We start from the raw sequence: 18,140 nt of genomic DNA on the forward strand, positions 1-18,140 counted from the left end.
CTTTCCCGGTGCCCGGCCGTGCCGGGCACCGGTGAGCAGGCTTCTACTTGCGGCGCCGGGCTCCCCGGCGCATCTGGCTGGGCTTGCGCAGCGGGTCGCCGGCCTCGATCTGGGCCGCCCGCCGCTTGGCACCGTACTCCGCGAGCGCCTCGGCGAGCGCCGATACCGAGGGCTTGGGCGCCATCACGTCGACGCGCAGCCCGTACTCCTCGGCGGTCTTGGCGGTCTGCGGGCCGATCACCGCGATCACCGTGACGTTGTGCGGCTTGCCGGCGATGCCGATCAGGTTCTTCACCGTCGACGAGGAGGTGAACAGCACCGCGTCGAACCCGCCGCCCTTGATCGCCTCGCGGATCGGGGCGGGCGGCGGCGCGGCCCGGACCGTCCGGTAGGCGGTGACGTCCTCGCACTCCCAGCCGAGCTCGGTGAGCTTGGCGATGAGGGTGTCGGTGGCGATGTCGGCGCGCGGCAGCAGCACCCGGTTGATCGGATCGAGGTCCTCGTCGTAGGGCGGCCACACCTCGGCGAGGCCCTCGCTGGACTGCTGCCCGGACGGGGTCAGGTCGGGGTGGATGCCGAACTCGACGAGCGCGGCGGCGGTCTGCTCGCCGACGGCGGCGACCTTCAGCCCGGCGAACGCGCGGGCGTCCAGCCCGTAGGCGACGAACTTCTCCCGGACGGCCCTGACCGCGTTGGTGGAGGTGAACACCACCCACTCGTAGCGGCCGGTGACCAGGCCCTTGACGGCACGGTCCATCTGCTGCGGGGTGCGCGGCGGCTCGACGGAGATCGTCGGTACCTCGTCGGGGACGGCGCCGTACCCGCGCAGCTGGTCCGACAGCGACGCGGCCTGCTCCTTGGTGCGCGGCACCAGCACCCGCCAGCCGAACAGCGGCTTGGTCTCGAACCAGGACAGCTTGTCGCGCCAGCCGACCACGTCCCCCACGATGATCATCGCGGGGGCCTCCATGCCCTTGGTGTCGGAGGCGAGCCGCTGCAGGGTGGAGACGACCGTCTCCTGCTCGGTGGTGGTGCCGAGGCTGGTCATCGCGGCGGGAGTGGAGTCGGGACGGCCCGCCGCGACCAGGCCCTTGGCGACCTCCGCGACCGCGCCCTCCGCACCGAAGATCACGAGCGTCGCGTCGGACCCGCCGAACTGCTCCCAGTCGACGCCGCCGTTGGAGGCGTCCACGAACCGGAACTCGCGGTGCTCGGGATCGGTCAGCGGGATGCCCGCATAGCCCGGCACACCGGTCACGGCGGACACGCCGGGGACGACCTCGAACGGCACCCCGGCCTTGTGCAGCGCGGCGCCCTCGGTGGCCAGCCCGCAGACGACGCCGGGGTCGCCGTGGAACAGCCGGACGACGCGGCGGCCCGCCTTGGCGGCGCGCGAGGCGAGCTTCACCGGGTCGCCGTCGGCGGTGTCGAGGATCTCCACGTCCGCGCGGCAGTGCGCGAGCACGTCGGCGGGGCAGTGCGCGCGGCTGACCACGACGGTGTCGGCGCGCTCCAGCTCGGCGGCGGCGCGCAGCGTCAGCAGGCCCGGGTCGCCCGGGCCCATGCCGACGATCGCGACCGTGCCCGGGTCGGCGGTACGGCTCGGCCGGCCCGCCGTGGTCGATCCGGCGGCGCCCTGGCCGGCGGCCCCCGGGCGGGCGGGGCTCTGGCTAGCGGGGCTCAATCGCGCTCCCCCATCAACTGGTCGGCCCCCTGCGCCAGCAGCCGGTCCGCGAGATCGCGTCCCAGCTGCACGGCGTCGTCCGGGTGGCCGCTTGCGGACAGCCTGATCTGCCTGCTCCCGTCGATCGCGGCGACGGCGGCGGTCAGATGCAGTTCTTCTTCTACCTCGGCAGCGTATGTTCCCACGGGCGCGGAGCAACCGCCCTCCAGGACGGCCAGCACCGTCCGCTCCGCGGTGACGCAGGCCCTGGTCATCGGGTCGTCGACCGTTCCAAGCAGGGCGCGCAGGTCGGCCCGGTCGGCGCGGCACTCGAGCGCGAGCGACCCCTGCCCGGGCGCCGGCAGCATCTGGTCGGGGTCGAAGACCTCGGCGACCGCGTCCAGCCGGCCGATCCGGCGCAGCCCCGCGTGCGCGAGCACCACCGCGTCCAGCTCCCCGTCGGCGACCTTGCGCAGCCGGGTGTCGGCGTTGCCGCGGATCGCCACGACGTCCAGGTCCGGGCGCATCGCGCGCAGCTGCGCGACGCGGCGCGGCGAGCCGGTGCCGACGCGGGCGCCGCGCGGCAGGTCGGCGAGCTTGCACGGGCCGCACAGCGCGTCGCGCGGGTCGTCGCGCGGCGGGGTCGCGGCGAGCGCGATCCCCGCGGCGGACCCGGTCGGCAGGTCCTTCAGCGAGTGCACGGCGAAGTCCACCTCACCGGCCAGCAGCCTGTCGCGCAGCGCGTTGACGAAGACACCCGTCCCGCCGATCTGGGCGAGCAGCGCCTTGGAGACATCACCTTCGGTCGTTACCCCGACCAGCTCGACGGCATGCCCCGTGCGCTCGGTCAATGCGTCCGCGACCTGCTGCGACTGCGTCATCGCCATCAGGCTCCTGCGGGTGCCGAGCCGCAGCGGGCCCCTCCCGGCGGTACTCAATGCGCTGCTCCGCTCACTGCCCTGCTCCCACGCTCGGCGGGGCGGGCGGACACCCGGTCACCCGCGTTCACGACTGCTCTCCTTCACCGCGCGGCGCGCCGTCCCGGGCGCTCACCGCCCGGACGCTCGCGGCCTGCGCGTTCACCGTGTCCGCGCTCACGGTCTCGGCGTTGCCGGTCTCGGCGTTCACGGTGTCCGCGCTCATGGTCTCCGGCGCGGCGTCCGCGGGCGCGGTGCTCACGCAGTCGGCGTCGGCGCACTCCACCCGCGTCACCCGGGCGACCTCCTCGGCCTTCGCCGCGTCCGCGACCCGCGCTCCGCCGGCGGGCCCGCCGGCGCCGCGCGCGCCGTCCACCACCGTACGGGCGGAACCGCTCCAGGGGGCCGAGGCGCTCCCGGCCGGCGGCTCCGCGTCGTCGGCCTCGGCGCTCATGTCGGCGCGCGCCACCGCCACCGGCGCCTTCGGGTCCAGGTCGAACAGCCGGCGCAGCGCGTCGGCGTAGGAGTCGCCGCCCGGCGCCGCCGCCAGCTCCTTCACCCGGACGGTCGGCGCGTGCAGCAGCTTGTCGGCGACCCGCCGGACGGTCTGCTGGATCTCCCGGACGGCCCGCTCGTCCAGCTCGGGCAGCCGGCCCGCGAGCCTGGTCAGCTCCGACTCGACCACCGCGGCGGCCTTGGTGCGCAGCGCCACCACGGTCGGCGCGACCGCCGCGGCGCGCGCGGCGCTGAGGAACGCCTCGACCTCGTCGCGGACGATCCGCCGGACCGCTTCGACGGCCTCCGGGCCGATCGCCCGCGCAGCCTCCTGCGCGGTGCGCAGCTCGTCCAGCCCGGCGAGCCGCACGCCGGGCAGCGCGCCGACGGCCGGGTCAACGTCGTGCGGGAGCGCGAGGTCCAGGAAGAAGCGGTCGCGGCCGTCCGATCCGACGCCCTGCGCGATCACCTGCGCCGCCGTCAGCACCAGGCCCGTCGCGCCCGTGCACGACACCACCAGGTCGGCCTCGGCGAGCGCCGCGTCCAGCCCCGCCAGCTCCACCGCGCGGGCCGGGACCTCCAGCGACTCCGCCAGCCGGACGGCGTTGGCGTGCGTGCGGTTGGCGACCACGACCTCGCGGGCCCCGGCGCGGCTCAGCGTCGCCGCCGCCAGCGAGCTCATCGACCCCGCGCCGACGACCAGCGCCCGCACCCCGTCCAGCGGGCCGAGATGCTGCGCGGCGACCTCCAGGCCCACGCTGACCAGCGACGCTCCGGCCTGGTCGATGCCGGTCTCGGCGTGCGCGCGCTTGCCGACCCGCAGCGCCTGCTGCAGCACGTCGTGCAGGTCGCGGCCGAGCGTCCCCTCGTCCTGGCCGAGCCGGAACGCCTTGCGCAGTTGGCCGAGGATCTGGCCCTCGCCGACGACCATCGACTCCAGCCCGCACGCCACCGCGAACACGTGCTGGACGGCCCGCTCCTCGTAGTGCACGTACAGGTGCCGCGACAGCTCGTCCAGCGGGACGCCGGAGTGCAGCGCCAGCAGCTCGGAGATCGCCGAGACGCCGCCGTGGAACTTGTCGACGACCGCGTAGATCTCGACCCGGTTGCACGTCGACACGATCGCCGTCTCGGCGACGTTCGCGGACTCGTGCACCGCGTGCAGCAGCTTCGCCAGGTCGTCCCCGGTGACCGCCGTCCGCTCCAGCACCGGCACGGGCGCGCTCCGGTGACTCAGCCCGACGACAAGAACGCTCATGCTTCAACCGCCTCTACGTACTGCGTGGCGCCGGGAGGGGCGTCGCCGCTCGCCAGGGGGGCGTAGTCGCCGGGCCCCCCGGCCTTGCGCTGCTCGTGGAACGCGAGGATCTGCAACTCGATGGACAGGTCGACCTTGCGCACGTCCACCCCTTCGGGCACCGACAGCACGACGGGCGCGAAGTTCAGCACGCTCGTCACCCCCGCGGCCACGACGCGGTCGCACACCCCCTGGGCGGCGGCCGCCGGCGTCGCGATCACGGCGATCGACACCCCGTGATCGGCGATCACGTCCTCGAGCCGGTCGGTGTGCTCCACGGTCATGCCGGAGATCTCCTGGCCGACGATCGCCTCGTCGGCGTCGAGCAGGCCGGCCACCCGGAAGCCGCGGGACGCGAATCCGCCATAACCGGCCAATGCACGGCCCAGGTTACCGACACCGATGATGGCGACCACCCAGTCCTGGGTGAGGCCGAGCTCGCGCGAGATCTGGTAGACGAGGTACTCGACCTCGTAGCCGACCCCCCGGGTGCCGTAGGAGCCCAGGTGGGACAGGTCCTTGCGGAGCTTGGCGGAGTTCACGCCGGCCGCCGCGGCCAGCTCCTCGGACGAGACGGTCGCCACACCCCGCTCCTGGAGGCCGGTGAGGGCCCGCAGGTAGACCGGGAGGCGCGCGACGGTGGCTTCGGGGATGCCGCGGTCCGCGCGGTCGCGGTGATTGCGGTTCTGTCGGGTTGTCACGGCCTGCTCTTCGGGGCTCGACGCTGGGGGCGGGGCCCGAGAACCCCTCACCCCGGCTCGTGGCCGGCCGCACGGCCGCGGCCGGACCGCCCCAGGGCTACCCATCAGGTTAAGCCTTTGTGAATACGCGCACAAAGTGCCCCCCGGCCGGCGGGCCCGGCGGGCGGCCGGCGCGGCGCCGCGCGAGGCCCGCCCAGCAGCGGGTTTCGTGACCGTACCGGCCTGCGGGCCGTCCGGCGCGCCGCCGCACGGTGTGACCGATGAGACATTTCCGGAACCGCGTTCCAGCCCCGTCCCAACCCCGGTTCCGGACCCGCCCGCTTTCCGAACCGGGTTCTGGACCCCGGTCGGACGCGCGGTCAGGAGGAGCGGCGGGCCCTGGCGATCGCGTCGCGGAGCCGGTTCTCGTCGACCCGCCAGAAGTCGTGCTGGACGCCGTTGATCAGCGTGACCGGGATCTGCTCCCAGTACTCGCGGGTGTCCTCCTCGGACCGGGTGATGTCCCGCTCGTCCCACGGCACGTCCAGCTCGGAGGCGACGCGCTCGATGACGGCGCGCGCGTCGTCGCACAGGTGGCAGCCGGGCTTGCCCAGGAGCGTGATGCGGACGTCGGACGCCATGCTCACCTTCCCTGGTGGTCCGGTGCGGGCAGCGGGACCTTGGCCGCGCCGAGCCGCAGCTCGATCACGTTGGTGGCCAGCACGTGCGTGCGGGACTCGGCCATGAACCGCTGCAGGTGCGGCTGCCGGCGGTGCGCGGCGAACGCCGCCTCGTCCCGGAACAGCTGGTAGAAGATCCGCTGCGTGGGGCCGTTCACCACCTCGTGGCAGGCGAAGATCAGCGTGTCCGGCTCGGCGGACCGGGCAGCCCTGACCAGCTCGGCGGCGAGCCGGTCGAACGCCTCCTCGCGGCCGTCCAGCAGCGTGTAGACGGTGATCTGGCCGCACGCGCCGGCGAGCCCGCCGGAGGCGCCGCCGAACGGGCCGAGCCCGGCGAGCGGTCCGGCGAGGGCCCCGCCGGCGAGTTCGGGCACGGGCGGCGGCCCGTCGACGCTGGTCGGCCCGGCCGGGTCGTCGCCGAAGGCGGACGGGTCGAAGGCCGCGGGGGCCGGGACCGGGGACTCCAGTGCGGGCGGGTCGGGGAAGCGCAGCTCCTCGGCCGGCGCCGGCTCGGGGAAGCGCAGCTCGCCGCGCCGGGAGTCGGCGGGCGGCGTCGGCGCCGGGACGGGCTCGGACCGCGCGGCGTGCGCCGGCGCGGCGTGCGCCGGCGCCGCGTGCGCCGGCTCGGCGTACGCCTGCTCCTCGTAGCCGGTCGCGGGCTCCTCGGCGTACTCCTCGCCGTACTCGTCGTAGCCCTCGTCCTCCTCGTACACCGGGATGGTGCGCATCGCGCCGTACCAGACCAGGCCGGCGGCGGCGCCGAGCGCGATCACCGCGAGCGGGGCCGGCAGGAAGCCGCGGGTGCCGCTGACCACCAGCACCCCGGCCAGCGCGACGAGGGCGACCGGGATGAGCAGCTCGCCGGCCTCGCGGTCGCGCTTGCTCGCCAGGTAGGCGGTGACGCCGGTGCAGCCGACGAGCGCGATCACCGCGACCAGGTGCGCGCCGTCGATCAGCAGCAGCGGCAGCGCGTCGTAGGTGGCGCTCGGCTTGGGCAGGCTCTTGGACAGCGAGCCCTTGAGCGGGTCGACCAGCAGGATGACGATCGCGACGACCGTGTAGGAGATCGCGAACAGCCAGGCGGCGAACCGGACCTGCACGTACCGGGCGATCAGCTCGATCATCCCGAGGGCCAGCCAGACCGGCCCGACCAGCGCGGCGCCGAGCTCCATCACGCGGAAGAACGGGCCGTTGTAGCCGGCCATGAAGCCGATCGCCATGCACAGCAGCGCGAGCGTCAGGCCGACCTGGGTGAACGACCAGGCGATGAGGTAGAGCAGCCGGTCCTTGTAGGCGCGCTGAACGAGCAACCCGGTGGCCGCGAGGGCACCAAGGGTCGCAACGAGCGCGATGAGGGCATCGACCATGGCGTCCCCATGGTGCCCGATGGCGGGCGATGAGGGGTAACCGCCGCGGGCGGCGGGCCCCGTCCGGCCGTGCGCGGGCCGGTTCCGCATCACCGGTCCGGGCGCGCCGGACCCATTGCCTGGCGTACGGATCGGTATCTAGAGTGGCAGATCGCGTCGGAGGTCGCGTACGCCCCGAGGAGAACTGCATGAGCAGCTTGGCCCTCGAAGCCCGGGTCGTCCCGCTTCCTCGGCGTTCCCGGGAGCCCGCCCCCGGCGCCGACCGCGCCGAGGTCCTCAAGGCGCTGGTCATGCGGGCCCGCGAGGGCGACGCCGAGGCGTTCGGCTCGCTCTACGACCACTACGTCGAGCTGGTCTACCGCTACGTCTACTACCGGGTCGGCACGCACTCCCTCACCGAGGACATCACCAGCGAGACGTTCCTGCGCGCGCTTCGGCGCATCCGCGACTTCCGCTGGCAGGGCAAGGACTTCGGCGCCTGGCTGGTCACCATCGCCCGCAACCTCGTCGCCGACCACTTCAAGTCCGGCCGCTACCGGCTGGAGGTCTGCACGGCCGAACCGGTCGAGCCGGAGCGCCCGCAGGAGGGGCCCGAGCGGGCGGTGCTGGAGGCGATGACGCACCGGACGCTGCTGGCCGCCGTCGGCCGGCTCGGCTCGGAGCAGCAGGAGTGCGTGGTGCTGCGGTTCCTGCACGGGCTGTCGGTCGCCGAGACCGCGCTGATCATGGACAAGAAGTCGGGCGCGATCAAGGCGCTGCAGTACCGCGCCGTCCGCTCGCTCGCCCGGATGCTCCCGGACGACCTGCGCCGCTAGCACCTTATTAGACTAAATGTCAATTAACGTCGGGCCGTAACCCGCCGCGCCGCCCGGTCGTTCTTGCGGACGTGAGGAACAGGCACGACAAGATCGTCGAGGCGGGGCAGCGGCTGGACGGGCTGCGCCCGGCGGGGCAGCGGTCGGACGGGGCGGGCGCCGCCGGGCCGGCCCCCGACCCGCGCTTCCGCGCCCTGCTGCGCGAGCGCCTGGTGACCGCCGCCGGCCGCACCGCCGACCGCGCCGCCGACGGCCCGCCCGACCGCACCCGCGACCGTCCCAGTGACCGTCCCAGTGACACCGATCGCAATGCGGCGCGGGACGACGGCCGGAACGCGCGCATTGATTAGGCTCGGGCGTATGCGGCGATTCTGGCAGCGCGGCAAGGACGAGGACCATGTGAGCGCCGGGGAGGCGGCCGCCGCGGCGGCGACGCAGCCGGACCCGCTCCCCGACCCGGATCCCGCCGCGGCGGCGTTCTTCGACGTCGACAACACGATGATGCGCGGCGCGTCCATCTACTACTTCGCGCGCGGCCTGGCCGCCCGCAAGCTGTTCACCATGCGCGACCTGGCCATGTTCGCCTGGGGCCAGGCCGCGTTCCGGCTGCGCGGCACCGAGAACTCCGAGCACATCGGCAGCGCCAAGGAGGCCGCGCTGTCGTTCGTCGCCGGCCAGAAGGTCGCCGGGATCGTCCGGCTGTCGGAGGAGATCTACGACGAGGTCATGGCCGACCGCATCTGGCACGGCACCCGCAGCCTCGCCCTCCAGCACCTGGACGCGGGCCAGCAGGTGTGGCTGGTCACCGCCACGCCCGTCGAGGTCGCCCGGACGATCGCGCACCGGCTCGGGCTGACCGGCGCGCTCGGCACCGTCGCCGAGACCCGCGACGGCGTCTACACCGGGCGGCTCGTCGGGAACCTGCTGCACGGGCCGGCGAAGGCGGAGGCGGTCCGGGCGCTGGCGGCGCGCGAGGGGCTGGACCTGGCGCGCTGCTCGGCCTACAGCGACTCGATCAACGACCTGCCGATGCTGACGGCGGTCGGGCATCCGCACGCCGTCAACCCCGACGGCGCGCTGCGCGAGCACGCCCGGGAGCACGGCTGGCCGATCCACGACTTCCGGACCGGCCGGAAGGTGACCATGGTCGCGCTGCCGGCCGCCGCGGGCGCGGGCGCCCTGGCCGGCGGCGTCGCGGCCGGGATCGCGCTGCGCCGGCACTACCGGACGAGCTGAGACGGGCGCCCGCAACTCGCGACCTATCGCGAGTTGCGGCGGCACGCTCTACCCTGTCCGTGTGAGGACCGCCCGGGTGAAGGTCGAGCTGGCGCTGCTGTCGCGGGTCTCCTGCCGCGGACGCGACGTCACCAGCCCCCGCCTGCGCGACCTCCTCGCGCTGCTGGCCGCCGAACCGCGCACCGGCCTCGGCGTGAACCGGCTGGTCGAGGGCCTCTGGCCGGACGGGCGGCCGGAGAACCCGGGCAAGGCGCTGCAGGTCGTGGTCTCGCGGGCCCGCTCGCAGCTCGGCCCGGACGTCATCGCCAGCACCCCCTCCGGATACCGGCTCGGACTGGACGAGTCCGCGGTCGACGCGTCCGCCGTGGTGACGAGCGCGGCCGAAAGCGCCCGCCACGCCCGCGCGGGCGACCATGCCGCCGCGCTCGCGCACGCCGAGGAAGGGCTCGCGCTGTTCGACGGCCCGCCGGACGCGTCCGGCGACGACCCGCTCGCGCTGCTGCGCGCCGACCGCGCCCGCACCTACCGGGACCTCGTCCGGAGCCGCGCGCTGGCGCTGGCCCGGCTCGGCCGCCGCGACGAGGCGGTCGGCCCGCTCGCCGGCCTCGCCGCCGAGCACCCGCACGACGAGGAGATCCTCACCGAGCTGCTGCGCTGCGAGGCCGCGACCGCCGGGCCGTCCGCCGCGCTCGCCCGGTTCGAGTCCTACCGCCGCTCGCTGCGCGACGAGCTCGGCACCGACCCCGGCCCCGCGCTGCGGGCCGTCCACCAGGAACTGCTGCGCGAGACCGTCCCCGACGGCGCGCCCGCCGTCCGGCGCGGCATCGCGCACGAGCCCAACCCGCTGCTCGGCCGCGCCGGCGACCTCGCGAACGTCCTCGGCCTGCTGCGCACCTCCCGCGTCACCTCGATCGTCGGGCCGGGCGGCCTCGGCAAGACCCGGCTCGCGCACGCCGTCGCGCGCCGCGCCGAGCAGCGGATCGTGCACGTCGTCCCGCTCGCCGGCGTCGCGCCGGACGGCGACGTGGCGGGCGAGGTCGCCTCCGTCCTCGGGGTCGGCGAGGCGCGCGGCGCGCACGGCCGGATGTCGGTGTCCGCCGACCTCGCCGCCGGGATCGCCGACGCCCTCGGCCCGGCGCTGCTCGTCCTGGACAACTGCGAGCACGTCGTGTCCCGCGCCGCCGACCTGGTCGGCGCGCTGGTCTCGATGAGCCGCGACCTGCGGGTCCTGACCACCGGCCGGGCGCCGCTCGGGCTGTCGTCGGAGTCGGTGTACCCGCTGCCCGAGCTGGACGAGGCGACCGCCGCCGAGCTGTTCGAGCAGCGCGCCCGCGCCGCCCGCCCGACCGCCGACCTGCCCGCCGCGCACGTCCGGGAGCTGTGCCGCCACCTGGACGGCCTGCCGCTCGCGGTGGAGCTGGCGGCGGCGCGGGTGCGGATCATGTCGGTGGCGGAGATCGCCCGCCGGCTCGACGACCGGTTCGCGCTGCTGCGCGGCGGCGCCCGCGACGCCCCCGCCCGGCACCGCACCATGCACGCGGTCGTCGACTGGAGCTGGAACCTGCTGGCCCCGCGGTCCCGGGCCGCGATGCGGGCGCTGTCGGTGTTCCCCGGCGGCTTCACCGCCGGCGCCGCCCGCCACCTCGTCGGCGACGACGTGCTGGACATCCTGGAGGACCTCGCCGACCAGTCGCTGCTCGTCGTGGCCGACACCGGCGCCGGCGCCCGCTTCCGCATGCTGGAGAGCGTCCGCGAGTTCGCCGCGGCGCACCGCGAGGAGGCCGGCGACACCGACCGGGCCGTCACCGGGCTGCTCGCCTGGGCGCACGAGTTCGGCACGGCCCACCACGAGCGGCTGTTCGAGGCCGAACCGCTCGACACGGTCGAGCTCGTCCGGGCCGAGCAGGACAACCTCCAGCAGGCGCTGCGGTACGGGCTCGCCCGCCGCGACGGCCCGCCGGTCGCCGCCGTGGCCGCCGTCCTCGGGGCCCTGTGGACGATCGAGTCCGCCTTCACCCGGCTGTCCGCGCTCGCCGGGGAGGCCTCGGGCGTGCTGACCATGTTCCGGCCGGGGCCGGAGGACGTCGCCACCACCCGGGCGGCCCTCGCGCTGTGCTCCATGATCTCGCTGGTGCTGAAAGGCCCGCAGATGACGCGGACGCTGGTCGCGCTGCGCCGCCTTCCGCCGCCCTCGCCGTCCACGCTGGGCGGCGCCATGGAGCTCGTCGTCCGGGCCGCGCCGGAGATCCTCGCCGAGGGCTCCTCCGCCCTGGACGAGCTGCGCGCGAGCGACGAACCGCTCGTGGCCGGCATCGCCGACGTCGTCGCCGGATACGTCCTGGAACGGGCCGGCGACCTGCGGGGCGCGCTCGCCGCCACCGAAGCCGCGCTGAAGGCGGCCGAGGCCCCGGTCACCCCCTGGGTCGGGGTGGCCGCCCACTCCCGGCTCAGCGAACTGCTCATGCAGGTCGACGAGAGCGAACGCGCCCTGGCGCACCTGAAGGCCGCCCTGCGACTGCTGGAGCGGTACCGGTGGCGGGACATGTTCGGTCTGCACTGGGCGATCGCGGGCGTCAACCTCCACCTCGGCGAGTACGACGAGGCGGAACGCTGGGCCGACCGGTCCCTGGTCTCCGGGCCCGAGGAGTCCTACGGCACCGCCACCTTCGACCTCGGCGGACGCGCGGAGATGGCGCTCGGCCGCGGCGACACCGGCACCGGGCTGCGGCTGTGGCGGGAGGCCGTCGACCGGCTGAAGCGCGACGCGGACCCGTCCATCGAGCCGGCCTTCGACCCCTGGACGCTGGAGTCGCACATCGCCGCCGTCGTCGCGCACGCCCGGCACGGCCGGCTCGACCTCGTCGAGGACGTCGTCGCCGGGCTGCCCGCCAAGCTGTCGGCGCTGCTGGCCGACCCGCCGCCGCCCATCCCGGCGTTCTTCATGGACCTGCCCGTCCAGGGCGGCATCCTGGTCGCCCTCGCCATGGTCGACCTCGCCCGCGGCGGCGACCCGGCGCGCGCCGCCCGCATGATCGCGCTGGCCGAGCGGCTCAACTTCGTCCGGATGTTCCAACCGACGATGGCACCGGACGCCGTCCGCCGCGCCGCCCGGGACGCCGACGGGCCGGCGTACGCCGACGCGGTGTCGGGGTACGCCGGCCTCGACCGGGACGGGCTGCGGGCCGCCGCCCGCGCGGCGCTGGACGCATGGGTCACTGCGACGGATCGCGGTTGAACAGCCACTTCGACCACAGGTAGCCGACCACCGCGATGCCCGCGCACCACGCGACGGAGACCGCCGCGTCTTGCCCGGCGGGCTGGCCCATCAGCAGCTCGCGCAGCGCCTCGATCATCGGCGTGAACGGCTGGTACTCGGCGAACCACCGCACCCCGGCGGGCATCGTGTCCGGCGGGACGATCGCGCTGCCGAGGAGCGGCAGGAACTGGATGAGCAGCGGCGAGTTGCTCGCCCCCTCCGGCCCCTTCGCCAGCAGCCCCAGCGCCACCGCGAACCAGGTCAGCGCGAACGCCAGCAGCACCATCAGCCCCGCCGCGGCGAGCCAGCCGCCGAGCCCCGCGTCCGCCCGGTAGCCCATCGCAAGCGCCGCCAGCACCGACAGCACCAGGCTGGTCAGCGTCTGCATCATGCTGCCGGCGACATGCCCGGTGAGCAGCGACGACCGCGCGATCGGCATCGTGCGGAACCGGGCGATGACGCCCTCGGTCATGTCCACCGCGACCGCCACGGACGGCGACATGCAGCCCGACGCCACGGCCATCAGGATGATCCCCGGCGTCACGTAGTCGACGTAGTCCACGCCGCCGACGCCCTTGCCGAGCGCCTTGCCGAACACGCCGACGAACAGCAGCAGGAACAGGATCGGCGTGATGATCGAACTGACCGACAGCGCCGGATAGCGCAGCGCGTGCCGCAGATTGCGGCGCAGCATCGTCGCCGAGTCCGCCGTCACCTGGGAGATCGCGGTCATCGCGAGGCCACCTTCCGCTCATCGTCCCGCTTGCCTCCGCCGGCCGGGGCGTCCCCGGCCGGGGCGTCGCCGGTCAGGGCGAGGAACACGTCGTCCAGATCGGGCGTGTGGACGGAGAACTCCTCCACCTCGATCGCCTCGTCCTCCAGACGGCCGAGCAGCGCTCGCAGCGACCGGACACCGCCGTCGCTCGGCACCTGGAGGGTCAGCGCCTCGTCGTCGCGGGCCGTCGCCGGCAGCACCCGCGCCGCCGCCTCCAACCCGTCCGGGCCCGCCAGCCGCAGCACCACGTGGCCACCCGGCACCATCCGCTTGAGCTGCTCCGACGTGCCCTCGGCGACCAGCCGGCCGCCGTTCAGCACGCCGATCCGGTCGGCGAGCCGGTCCGCCTCCTCCAGGTACTGGGTGGTCAGGAAGATCGTCACGCCGCCGGCCACCAGCTCCCGGACCAGGTCCCACATGGCCCGCCGGCTGCGCGGGTCCAGGCCCGTCGTCGGCTCGTCCAGGAAGATGATTTGCGGGTCGCCGACCAGCGTCATCGCGATGTCGAGCTTGCGCCGCATCCCGCCGGAGTAGGTGGACGCGAGCTTCCCGCCCGCGTCCACCAGGTCGAACCGCTCCAGCAGCGCGTCCGCGCGCCGGCGCCCTTCCGCCCGGCCGAGCCGGTACAGGTCGGCCATCAGGATCAGGTTCTCGCGGCCGGTCAGCAGGCCGTCCACCGCCGAGTACTGCCCGGTCACCCCGATCGCGCGCCGCACCCCGTCCGGATCGCGCGCCACGTCCCGTCCCGCTACCCGGGCCTCGCCGCCGTCCGCGCCGATCAGCGTCGACAGGATCTGCACCGTTGTGGTCTTGCCCGACCCGTTCGGCCCGAGCAGCGAGAACACCGTCCCGCGGGCCACCTCGAAGCCGAGGCCGTCGAGCACGACCTTGTCCCCGAACGCCTTACGCAGCCCGACCACCTCGATGGCCGTCTGCACCGGTTTCGTCGTCATGCCGCAGACTCTGCGCGACGCCGCCTTCAGACCGCTTTCACCGCGGTTTCAGCGGGTTTCAGTGGGCTTCAACGGGGTTCAACGTGGTTCAGCGCCTCGGCGAGCATCCCCAGGGTGGCCCAGTCGACGAGCCGCGCCGCGCGGATCTCCCCGTACGTCGCGATCTCCACCCACGTCCGCTCGGAATCGGCCTCGACCCCGTGCGGACGGTCACGCCGCGCCCGCAACCAGGCCAGCTCGTCGTCGGTGATCTCGACCGAGAACAGATGAGCATGATGCGCCGACACGGTCGCCGCGACCTGCCGGCTCCCGTGCGCGCGAAACCGACTCGGGTCGACCCGCAGGCCGGTCTCCTCCGCCACCTCGTCGACCGCCTGCGCCAACGGTCGAGTCGCCTCGGTGCCCGCCGCCGGAGACGAGCCGCCGGGCAGCTCATGGACGTACCCGTCAGGCGTCGAGGCCGGACTCCGGAACTCACGGACGAGCACCACCACCGTCTCGTCCAATGAGGGACCAGGACGGTACAGAGCGACCACGGAGACATCCGGCCGCGAAATGACGACCTCGTTGTCCTTGACCCTGCCCTCGTCAGCGACACGCATCCGAACATGCAGCGCCCAGAAGAACACCGCGCCCGGCTCGTTGGGGACCGCTGCCGTCCAGACGGGTCGGACGCCGAGCAGAGCATTGCCCGCGTTGCGCTGAGCGGTGTACCAGCGCTGAAAACTCGGAGTGCGCCAAATCTCCACCGGAACGCCGTGCTCGCCGGTCGCTGCCGGTGTGGTCGGGTCGTCCGTCTCCATGCCTTGTCATGCTCGCTGAGGCTGACCCACCTATCAAGCAGTGCGCTCGGCTCTGCTGGGCGCGGGCGAGCGTGTTGGGAATGCATTCTGAACGTCCGGACGCAAATCAGTTTTGGGAGCGCCGGAGTCGAGAGCGTCAACTCCTGAAACTTGGCGGTGCTGGCTTCTTGAAACCGAGTTCGGGTGCCGGAGTTCGGATGCTTGAGTTCGGGTGCCGGGTTTCGGCAATTCGGATGAGCGGGCATGGGTTAAAGGGGCGGTGGGGGCGGCGCTGCGTACGGGGCCGCCCCTCCAAAGTCAAGGGCGCCTTCGGCGTCGCTTCGCGATGGACTTCGTCCACCCTTGACTTTGGAGCCTCTGCGGCCCCTGAGGCAGCGCCAAGGGGCAGGCTCCGCCTGCCCCGCCTGGTCGCGCCGCCCCCACCGCCCGCCCACGTCCGCGTGTTCCACAAATCAGCCCAAAGGGACAATTCGCCGATCGACTTGAGGGCGGTGAGGCTGGGCCGTTCCTAGCTATATCTCTCCGCTGATCAACATAAACAAGGCCTCCTACCGATGTGCAATTGTCGGTCACCTAGGGCATACTTTAGGTATGCAGTCAGTGACGGTCGACCTTGCGGGCGCGTCCACCATGGAATTGGTGAACGCGCTCTCAACGATCGCCACTGAACTCGCCCAGCGAGAAGCGCCCGAATCGGCGGCCGCGTGCCTGGAACTCACCGAAGACCTGGCCGCCGCCTGCGATCTGCAAGAAAGCGCACTGGCCGGATTCATCGGCCGCGTCGACGCCACCGGAGAGCAGCAAAGGTGGGGATTTCCTTCCACGCGGGCGTGGCTGCGGTCGAGGCTGGGGATGCGGGAGAACCGTGCCAAGGAACGCCTCGCGTTGGCCCGACAACGGCACCGCCTGCCGCAGGTGACCGAGCGCCTCATCTCCGGGGAACTGTCCTACGGGTACGCCGCCACCATCAGCGACTCAGTGACCCGCCTGGACGAGGATGAATGCGCCGAGGCCGAACGGACCCTGCTGGGTTTCGTCGACCAGGGCTTCTCACCAGGGAAAGTCGGAGTGTTCGGCAATCGCATCCGCGACGTCATCGCCGAGAACAACGGCACCGAACGCGAACCCGAGGACGCCAAGCGCGGCTACGCCAAGTCCTGGATCACCAGCACCGGCTCCCTGGACGGCGGCCGCTACATCAAAGGCTGGCTGAACGCCGAAGACGCCGCGATCTGGGACGGCACGCTGGCTCCGCTTGCGAAGCCGGCCGGACCCGAGGACCACCGCGACGTCGCCGAACGCACCGCCGCAGCGCTGTCGAGCGTGCTGTCGGGCGGCCACAAGGCCACCAAAGTCACCGTCATCTGCGACCTGGAAACCCTCACCGGCGGCAAGGCGCCCGGTTGCCTCACCGACGGGACACCGATCCCGGCCGAGCAGGTGCGCCGCATCGCCCTGTCAGCCGGAGTCTCCCCGCTGATCCTGGGACGCGGACACAACCCGCTGTACCTGGGCTACCGGGAACGGTTCGCCAGCCCCGCCCAACGCCGGGTCCTGGAAACCCTCTACCCCACCTGCGCGGTGCGCGAGTGCGAGATCCCCGGGACCTTGTGCGAGATCGACCACGTCCACGGCTGGGCCTTGGGTCACAGTCCGACCGACATCGATCAGCTCACCCTCACCTGCGGATGGCACAACCGCTTCAAACACACCAGCACCCACCAGATCGGCATCAGCAAAGACCCGGACGGGCGATACGTCTACCGCCTACTCCCGCCACCCGACGCCAGGTCAAGAATCCGAACCGGGAACGCGCCACCGGGCGGCACACTCGGCCCACCCGATCCCGCCACCACCTGGGCCGCATAACCAACCCCACCCGCACATGACCGGCTCGCCCGAATCCATCTGGATCACGGGCGAGTCGGCATGCCCGCAAACACCGGCCGGAAGGCCCTCCGTTTAGACAGGGGATTTTCCGGTAAGTGCCACCATGATCATGCGAAATGCTAGGGTGGCTCGCCATGCTGGTGATCCGTACAGATTTCTCCGATCAGCGTGCCTGGGAAGCCGTGCGAGCGGCGATCGAAGACGTTGACGAGGGCAATGACGATGGCGATGGCGACTACATGTATCCGCCAGAGTTCAAAGAGGACAGGGCCTACCAGGAGTTCTCTGCGGAGGAGATAGTCTCGCGACTCCCGAAAGCCATCCAGGACCCGTTCGTCGCCGTAGTGGACAAGGCCACCATCACCTCAGCCGAGATGCCGATCCTGCTCATTGGCCTCGAGCGAAACGATGACTACGAGCGAACCTTCCGGGTGATCCCACGTGAGCTTCCCTCGATCGAGGTGAATCTCTCGCTGGGCAACATGGACTTCTTCGAGTTCGCTCAGTCTGCGGACGAGGACAGAATCTTCCGCGGCTTCTCAAGCTAGAAAAACGGCCGATCGCCCCGGTAACTCCCCGGCTCCGCCCTTACGTGGGCGGGCGGTGGGGGCGGCGCGACCAGGCGGGGCAGGCGGAGCCTGCCCCTTGGCGCTGCCTCAGGGGCCGCAGAGGCTCCAAAGTCAAGGGTGGACGAAGTCCATCGCGAAGCGACGCCGAAGGCGCCCTTGACTTTGGAGGGGCGGCCCCGTACGCAGCGCCGCCCCCACCGGCCGCTCGCCCTATGCGCCATGCACCATGGCTCCAACAAGCAACTCCCTCAATGACATCCCAGTGGCACGCACCAGAAACCCCTAGCTCGACCACGTCGGAGACCACCTGGCTATGGTTGGCCAGACCCCGGCGCTCGGCTCTGGAGACAACACATGTCCTATGACCTGGCAATTTGGGAAGGCGAGCGTCCCTCCGACGATGCGACAGCCGGCATTGCTTACGAGGCGCACATGGAAATGGACCTCGACGACGAGCCGCCCACGCCGCGCATCCGCGCTTACGTCCACGCTCTTTTGGCACGCTGGCCTGAACTCGGGGAAGCCGATGGTGTCCCCTGGGCAATGGGCCCACTGACCACAGGCCGAGTGCCTGCGCCCATAGCCCGCGCGCACAGACCATCAACCCGGCCAACATGACGGCTTAGAACGTGTCTCATGTGGGCCGCGTACGTCCTGCGGAATAATGCGGGATCGTGTCGTCGGATCTTGCGTTGCGTCTCGTGCCGGATGAGTTGTGGGAGCTTGCCGAACCGCTGATCCCGG

At 72.8% G+C, this 18,140-nt stretch carries 15 protein-coding genes; 6 read left to right on the top strand and 9 right to left on the bottom strand.

Annotated features, from left to right (window positions below):
* Window positions 1-43 precede the first annotated feature (43 nt).
* The 6 genes from QP089_RS44065 to QP089_RS44090 all read right to left on the bottom strand — a co-directional run bounded on the left by QP089_RS44065 (window position 44) and on the right by QP089_RS44090 (window position 7,099).
* Window positions 44-1,684 carry a bifunctional uroporphyrinogen-III C-methyltransferase/uroporphyrinogen-III synthase gene (locus QP089_RS44065; protein ID WP_446474139.1) on the bottom strand — a complete coding sequence of 547 codons (1,641 nt, stop codon included), beginning with the start codon at window positions 1,682-1,684 and terminating at the stop codon, window positions 44-46.
* The gene (gene hemC, locus QP089_RS44070; RefSeq protein ID WP_446474140.1) at window positions 1,681-2,550 is read right to left on the bottom strand and encodes a hydroxymethylbilane synthase; all 870 of its coding nucleotides are present in this window, start codon (window positions 2,548-2,550) and stop codon (window positions 1,681-1,683) included. The genes QP089_RS44065 and hemC overlap by 4 nt, the downstream gene beginning before the upstream one ends.
* Before the next feature lie 118 nt (window positions 2,551-2,668).
* A complete protein-coding gene (locus tag QP089_RS44075) occupies window positions 2,669-4,333 on the bottom strand; it encodes a glutamyl-tRNA reductase (protein ID WP_353070686.1) in 1,665 nt (554 codons plus the stop codon).
* The gene (locus QP089_RS44080; RefSeq protein ID WP_285920539.1) at window positions 4,330-5,073 is read right to left on the bottom strand and encodes a redox-sensing transcriptional repressor Rex; all 744 of its coding nucleotides are present in this window, start codon (window positions 5,071-5,073) and stop codon (window positions 4,330-4,332) included. The genes QP089_RS44075 and QP089_RS44080 overlap by 4 nt, the downstream gene beginning before the upstream one ends.
* 359 nt (window positions 5,074-5,432) lie before the next feature.
* On the bottom strand, window positions 5,433-5,693 hold the full coding sequence (locus QP089_RS44085) for a glutaredoxin family protein (RefSeq protein ID WP_285920540.1): 261 nt from the start codon (window positions 5,691-5,693) through the stop codon (window positions 5,433-5,435).
* A gap of 2 nt (window positions 5,694-5,695) precedes the next feature.
* Window positions 5,696-7,099 carry an antibiotic biosynthesis monooxygenase gene (locus QP089_RS44090; RefSeq protein ID WP_285920541.1) on the bottom strand — a complete coding sequence of 468 codons (1,404 nt, stop codon included), beginning with the start codon at window positions 7,097-7,099 and terminating at the stop codon, window positions 5,696-5,698.
* Between the two features lie 188 nt (window positions 7,100-7,287).
* Between QP089_RS44090 and QP089_RS44095 the strand changes: the two genes are divergently transcribed.
* The 4 genes from QP089_RS44095 to QP089_RS44110 all read left to right on the top strand — a co-directional run bounded on the left by QP089_RS44095 (window position 7,288) and on the right by QP089_RS44110 (window position 12,385).
* On the top strand, window positions 7,288-7,914 hold the full coding sequence (locus tag QP089_RS44095; RefSeq protein ID WP_285920542.1) for a sigma-70 family RNA polymerase sigma factor: 627 nt from the start codon (window positions 7,288-7,290) through the stop codon (window positions 7,912-7,914).
* Between the two features lie 71 nt (window positions 7,915-7,985).
* Window positions 7,986-8,264 (top strand): hypothetical protein, encoded by a 279-nt coding sequence (locus QP089_RS44100; protein ID WP_285920543.1) that lies wholly within the window; start codon window positions 7,986-7,988, stop codon window positions 8,262-8,264.
* A 10-nt stretch (window positions 8,265-8,274) separates the two neighbouring features.
* Window positions 8,275-9,150 carry an HAD family hydrolase gene (locus QP089_RS44105; RefSeq protein WP_285920544.1) on the top strand — a complete coding sequence of 292 codons (876 nt, stop codon included), beginning with the start codon at window positions 8,275-8,277 and terminating at the stop codon, window positions 9,148-9,150.
* A gap of 61 nt (window positions 9,151-9,211) precedes the next feature.
* Window positions 9,212-12,385: an ATP-binding protein gene (locus tag QP089_RS44110; protein WP_285920545.1), complete on the top strand. Its 3,174-nt coding sequence runs from the start codon at window positions 9,212-9,214 to the stop codon at window positions 12,383-12,385.
* On the opposite strand, the gene QP089_RS44115 is transcribed toward QP089_RS44110, so the two are convergent.
* The 3 genes from QP089_RS44115 to QP089_RS44125 form a co-directional block, all read right to left on the bottom strand.
* Window positions 12,363-13,139 (bottom strand): ABC transporter permease, encoded by a 777-nt coding sequence (locus tag QP089_RS44115; RefSeq protein WP_285920546.1) that lies wholly within the window; start codon window positions 13,137-13,139, stop codon window positions 12,363-12,365. The two genes, QP089_RS44110 and QP089_RS44115, sit on opposite strands and share 23 nt — an antisense overlap.
* Window positions 13,136-14,134 carry an ATP-binding cassette domain-containing protein gene (locus QP089_RS44120; protein ID WP_285920547.1) on the bottom strand — a complete coding sequence of 333 codons (999 nt, stop codon included), beginning with the start codon at window positions 14,132-14,134 and terminating at the stop codon, window positions 13,136-13,138. Before QP089_RS44120 ends, QP089_RS44115 begins: the two co-directional genes overlap by 4 nt.
* A gap of 68 nt (window positions 14,135-14,202) precedes the next feature.
* Window positions 14,203-14,937: an NUDIX hydrolase gene (locus QP089_RS44125; protein WP_285920548.1), complete on the bottom strand. Its 735-nt coding sequence runs from the start codon at window positions 14,935-14,937 to the stop codon at window positions 14,203-14,205.
* A 591-nt stretch (window positions 14,938-15,528) separates the two neighbouring features.
* On the opposite strand from QP089_RS44125, the gene QP089_RS44130 reads away from it, so the two are divergent.
* Complete coding sequence (locus QP089_RS44130) at window positions 15,529-16,806, top strand: HNH endonuclease signature motif containing protein (protein ID WP_285920549.1); 1,278 nt, start codon at window positions 15,529-15,531, stop codon at window positions 16,804-16,806.
* 155 nt (window positions 16,807-16,961) lie between these two features.
* On the top strand, window positions 16,962-17,375 hold the full coding sequence (locus tag QP089_RS44135; protein WP_285920550.1) for a DUF6924 domain-containing protein: 414 nt from the start codon (window positions 16,962-16,964) through the stop codon (window positions 17,373-17,375).
* Window positions 17,376-18,140 lie beyond the last annotated feature (765 nt).

It is taken from the genome of Actinomadura opuntiae (genome assembly GCF_030283205.1).
In the GTDB taxonomy this organism is placed as follows: Bacteria; Actinomycetota; Actinomycetes; order Streptosporangiales; family Streptosporangiaceae; genus Spirillospora.

Coding starts and splice junctions, on each gene's coding strand:
- QP089_RS44075 (WP_353070686.1), bottom strand. CDS start 4,333: ATGAGCGTTCTTGTCGTCGGGCTGAGTCACCGGAGCGCGCCCGTGCCG.
- QP089_RS44105 (WP_285920544.1), top strand. CDS start 8,275: ATGCGGCGATTCTGGCAGCGCGGCAAGGACGAGGACCATGTGAGCGCC.
- QP089_RS44120 (WP_285920547.1), bottom strand. CDS start 14,134: ATGACGACGAAACCGGTGCAGACGGCCATCGAGGTGGTCGGGCTGCGT.
- QP089_RS44135 (WP_285920550.1), top strand. CDS start 16,962: ATGCTGGTGATCCGTACAGATTTCTCCGATCAGCGTGCCTGGGAAGCC.
- QP089_RS44130 (WP_285920549.1), top strand. CDS start 15,529: ATGCAGTCAGTGACGGTCGACCTTGCGGGCGCGTCCACCATGGAATTG.
- QP089_RS44090 (WP_285920541.1), bottom strand. CDS start 7,099: ATGGTCGATGCCCTCATCGCGCTCGTTGCGACCCTTGGTGCCCTCGCG.
- hemC (WP_446474140.1), bottom strand. CDS start 2,550: ATGGCGATGACGCAGTCGCAGCAGGTCGCGGACGCATTGACCGAGCGC.
- QP089_RS44115 (WP_285920546.1), bottom strand. CDS start 13,139: ATGACCGCGATCTCCCAGGTGACGGCGGACTCGGCGACGATGCTGCGC.
- QP089_RS44085 (WP_285920540.1), bottom strand. CDS start 5,693: ATGGCGTCCGACGTCCGCATCACGCTCCTGGGCAAGCCCGGCTGCCAC.
- QP089_RS44095 (WP_285920542.1), top strand. CDS start 7,288: ATGAGCAGCTTGGCCCTCGAAGCCCGGGTCGTCCCGCTTCCTCGGCGT.
- QP089_RS44125 (WP_285920548.1), bottom strand. CDS start 14,937: ATGGAGACGGACGACCCGACCACACCGGCAGCGACCGGCGAGCACGGC.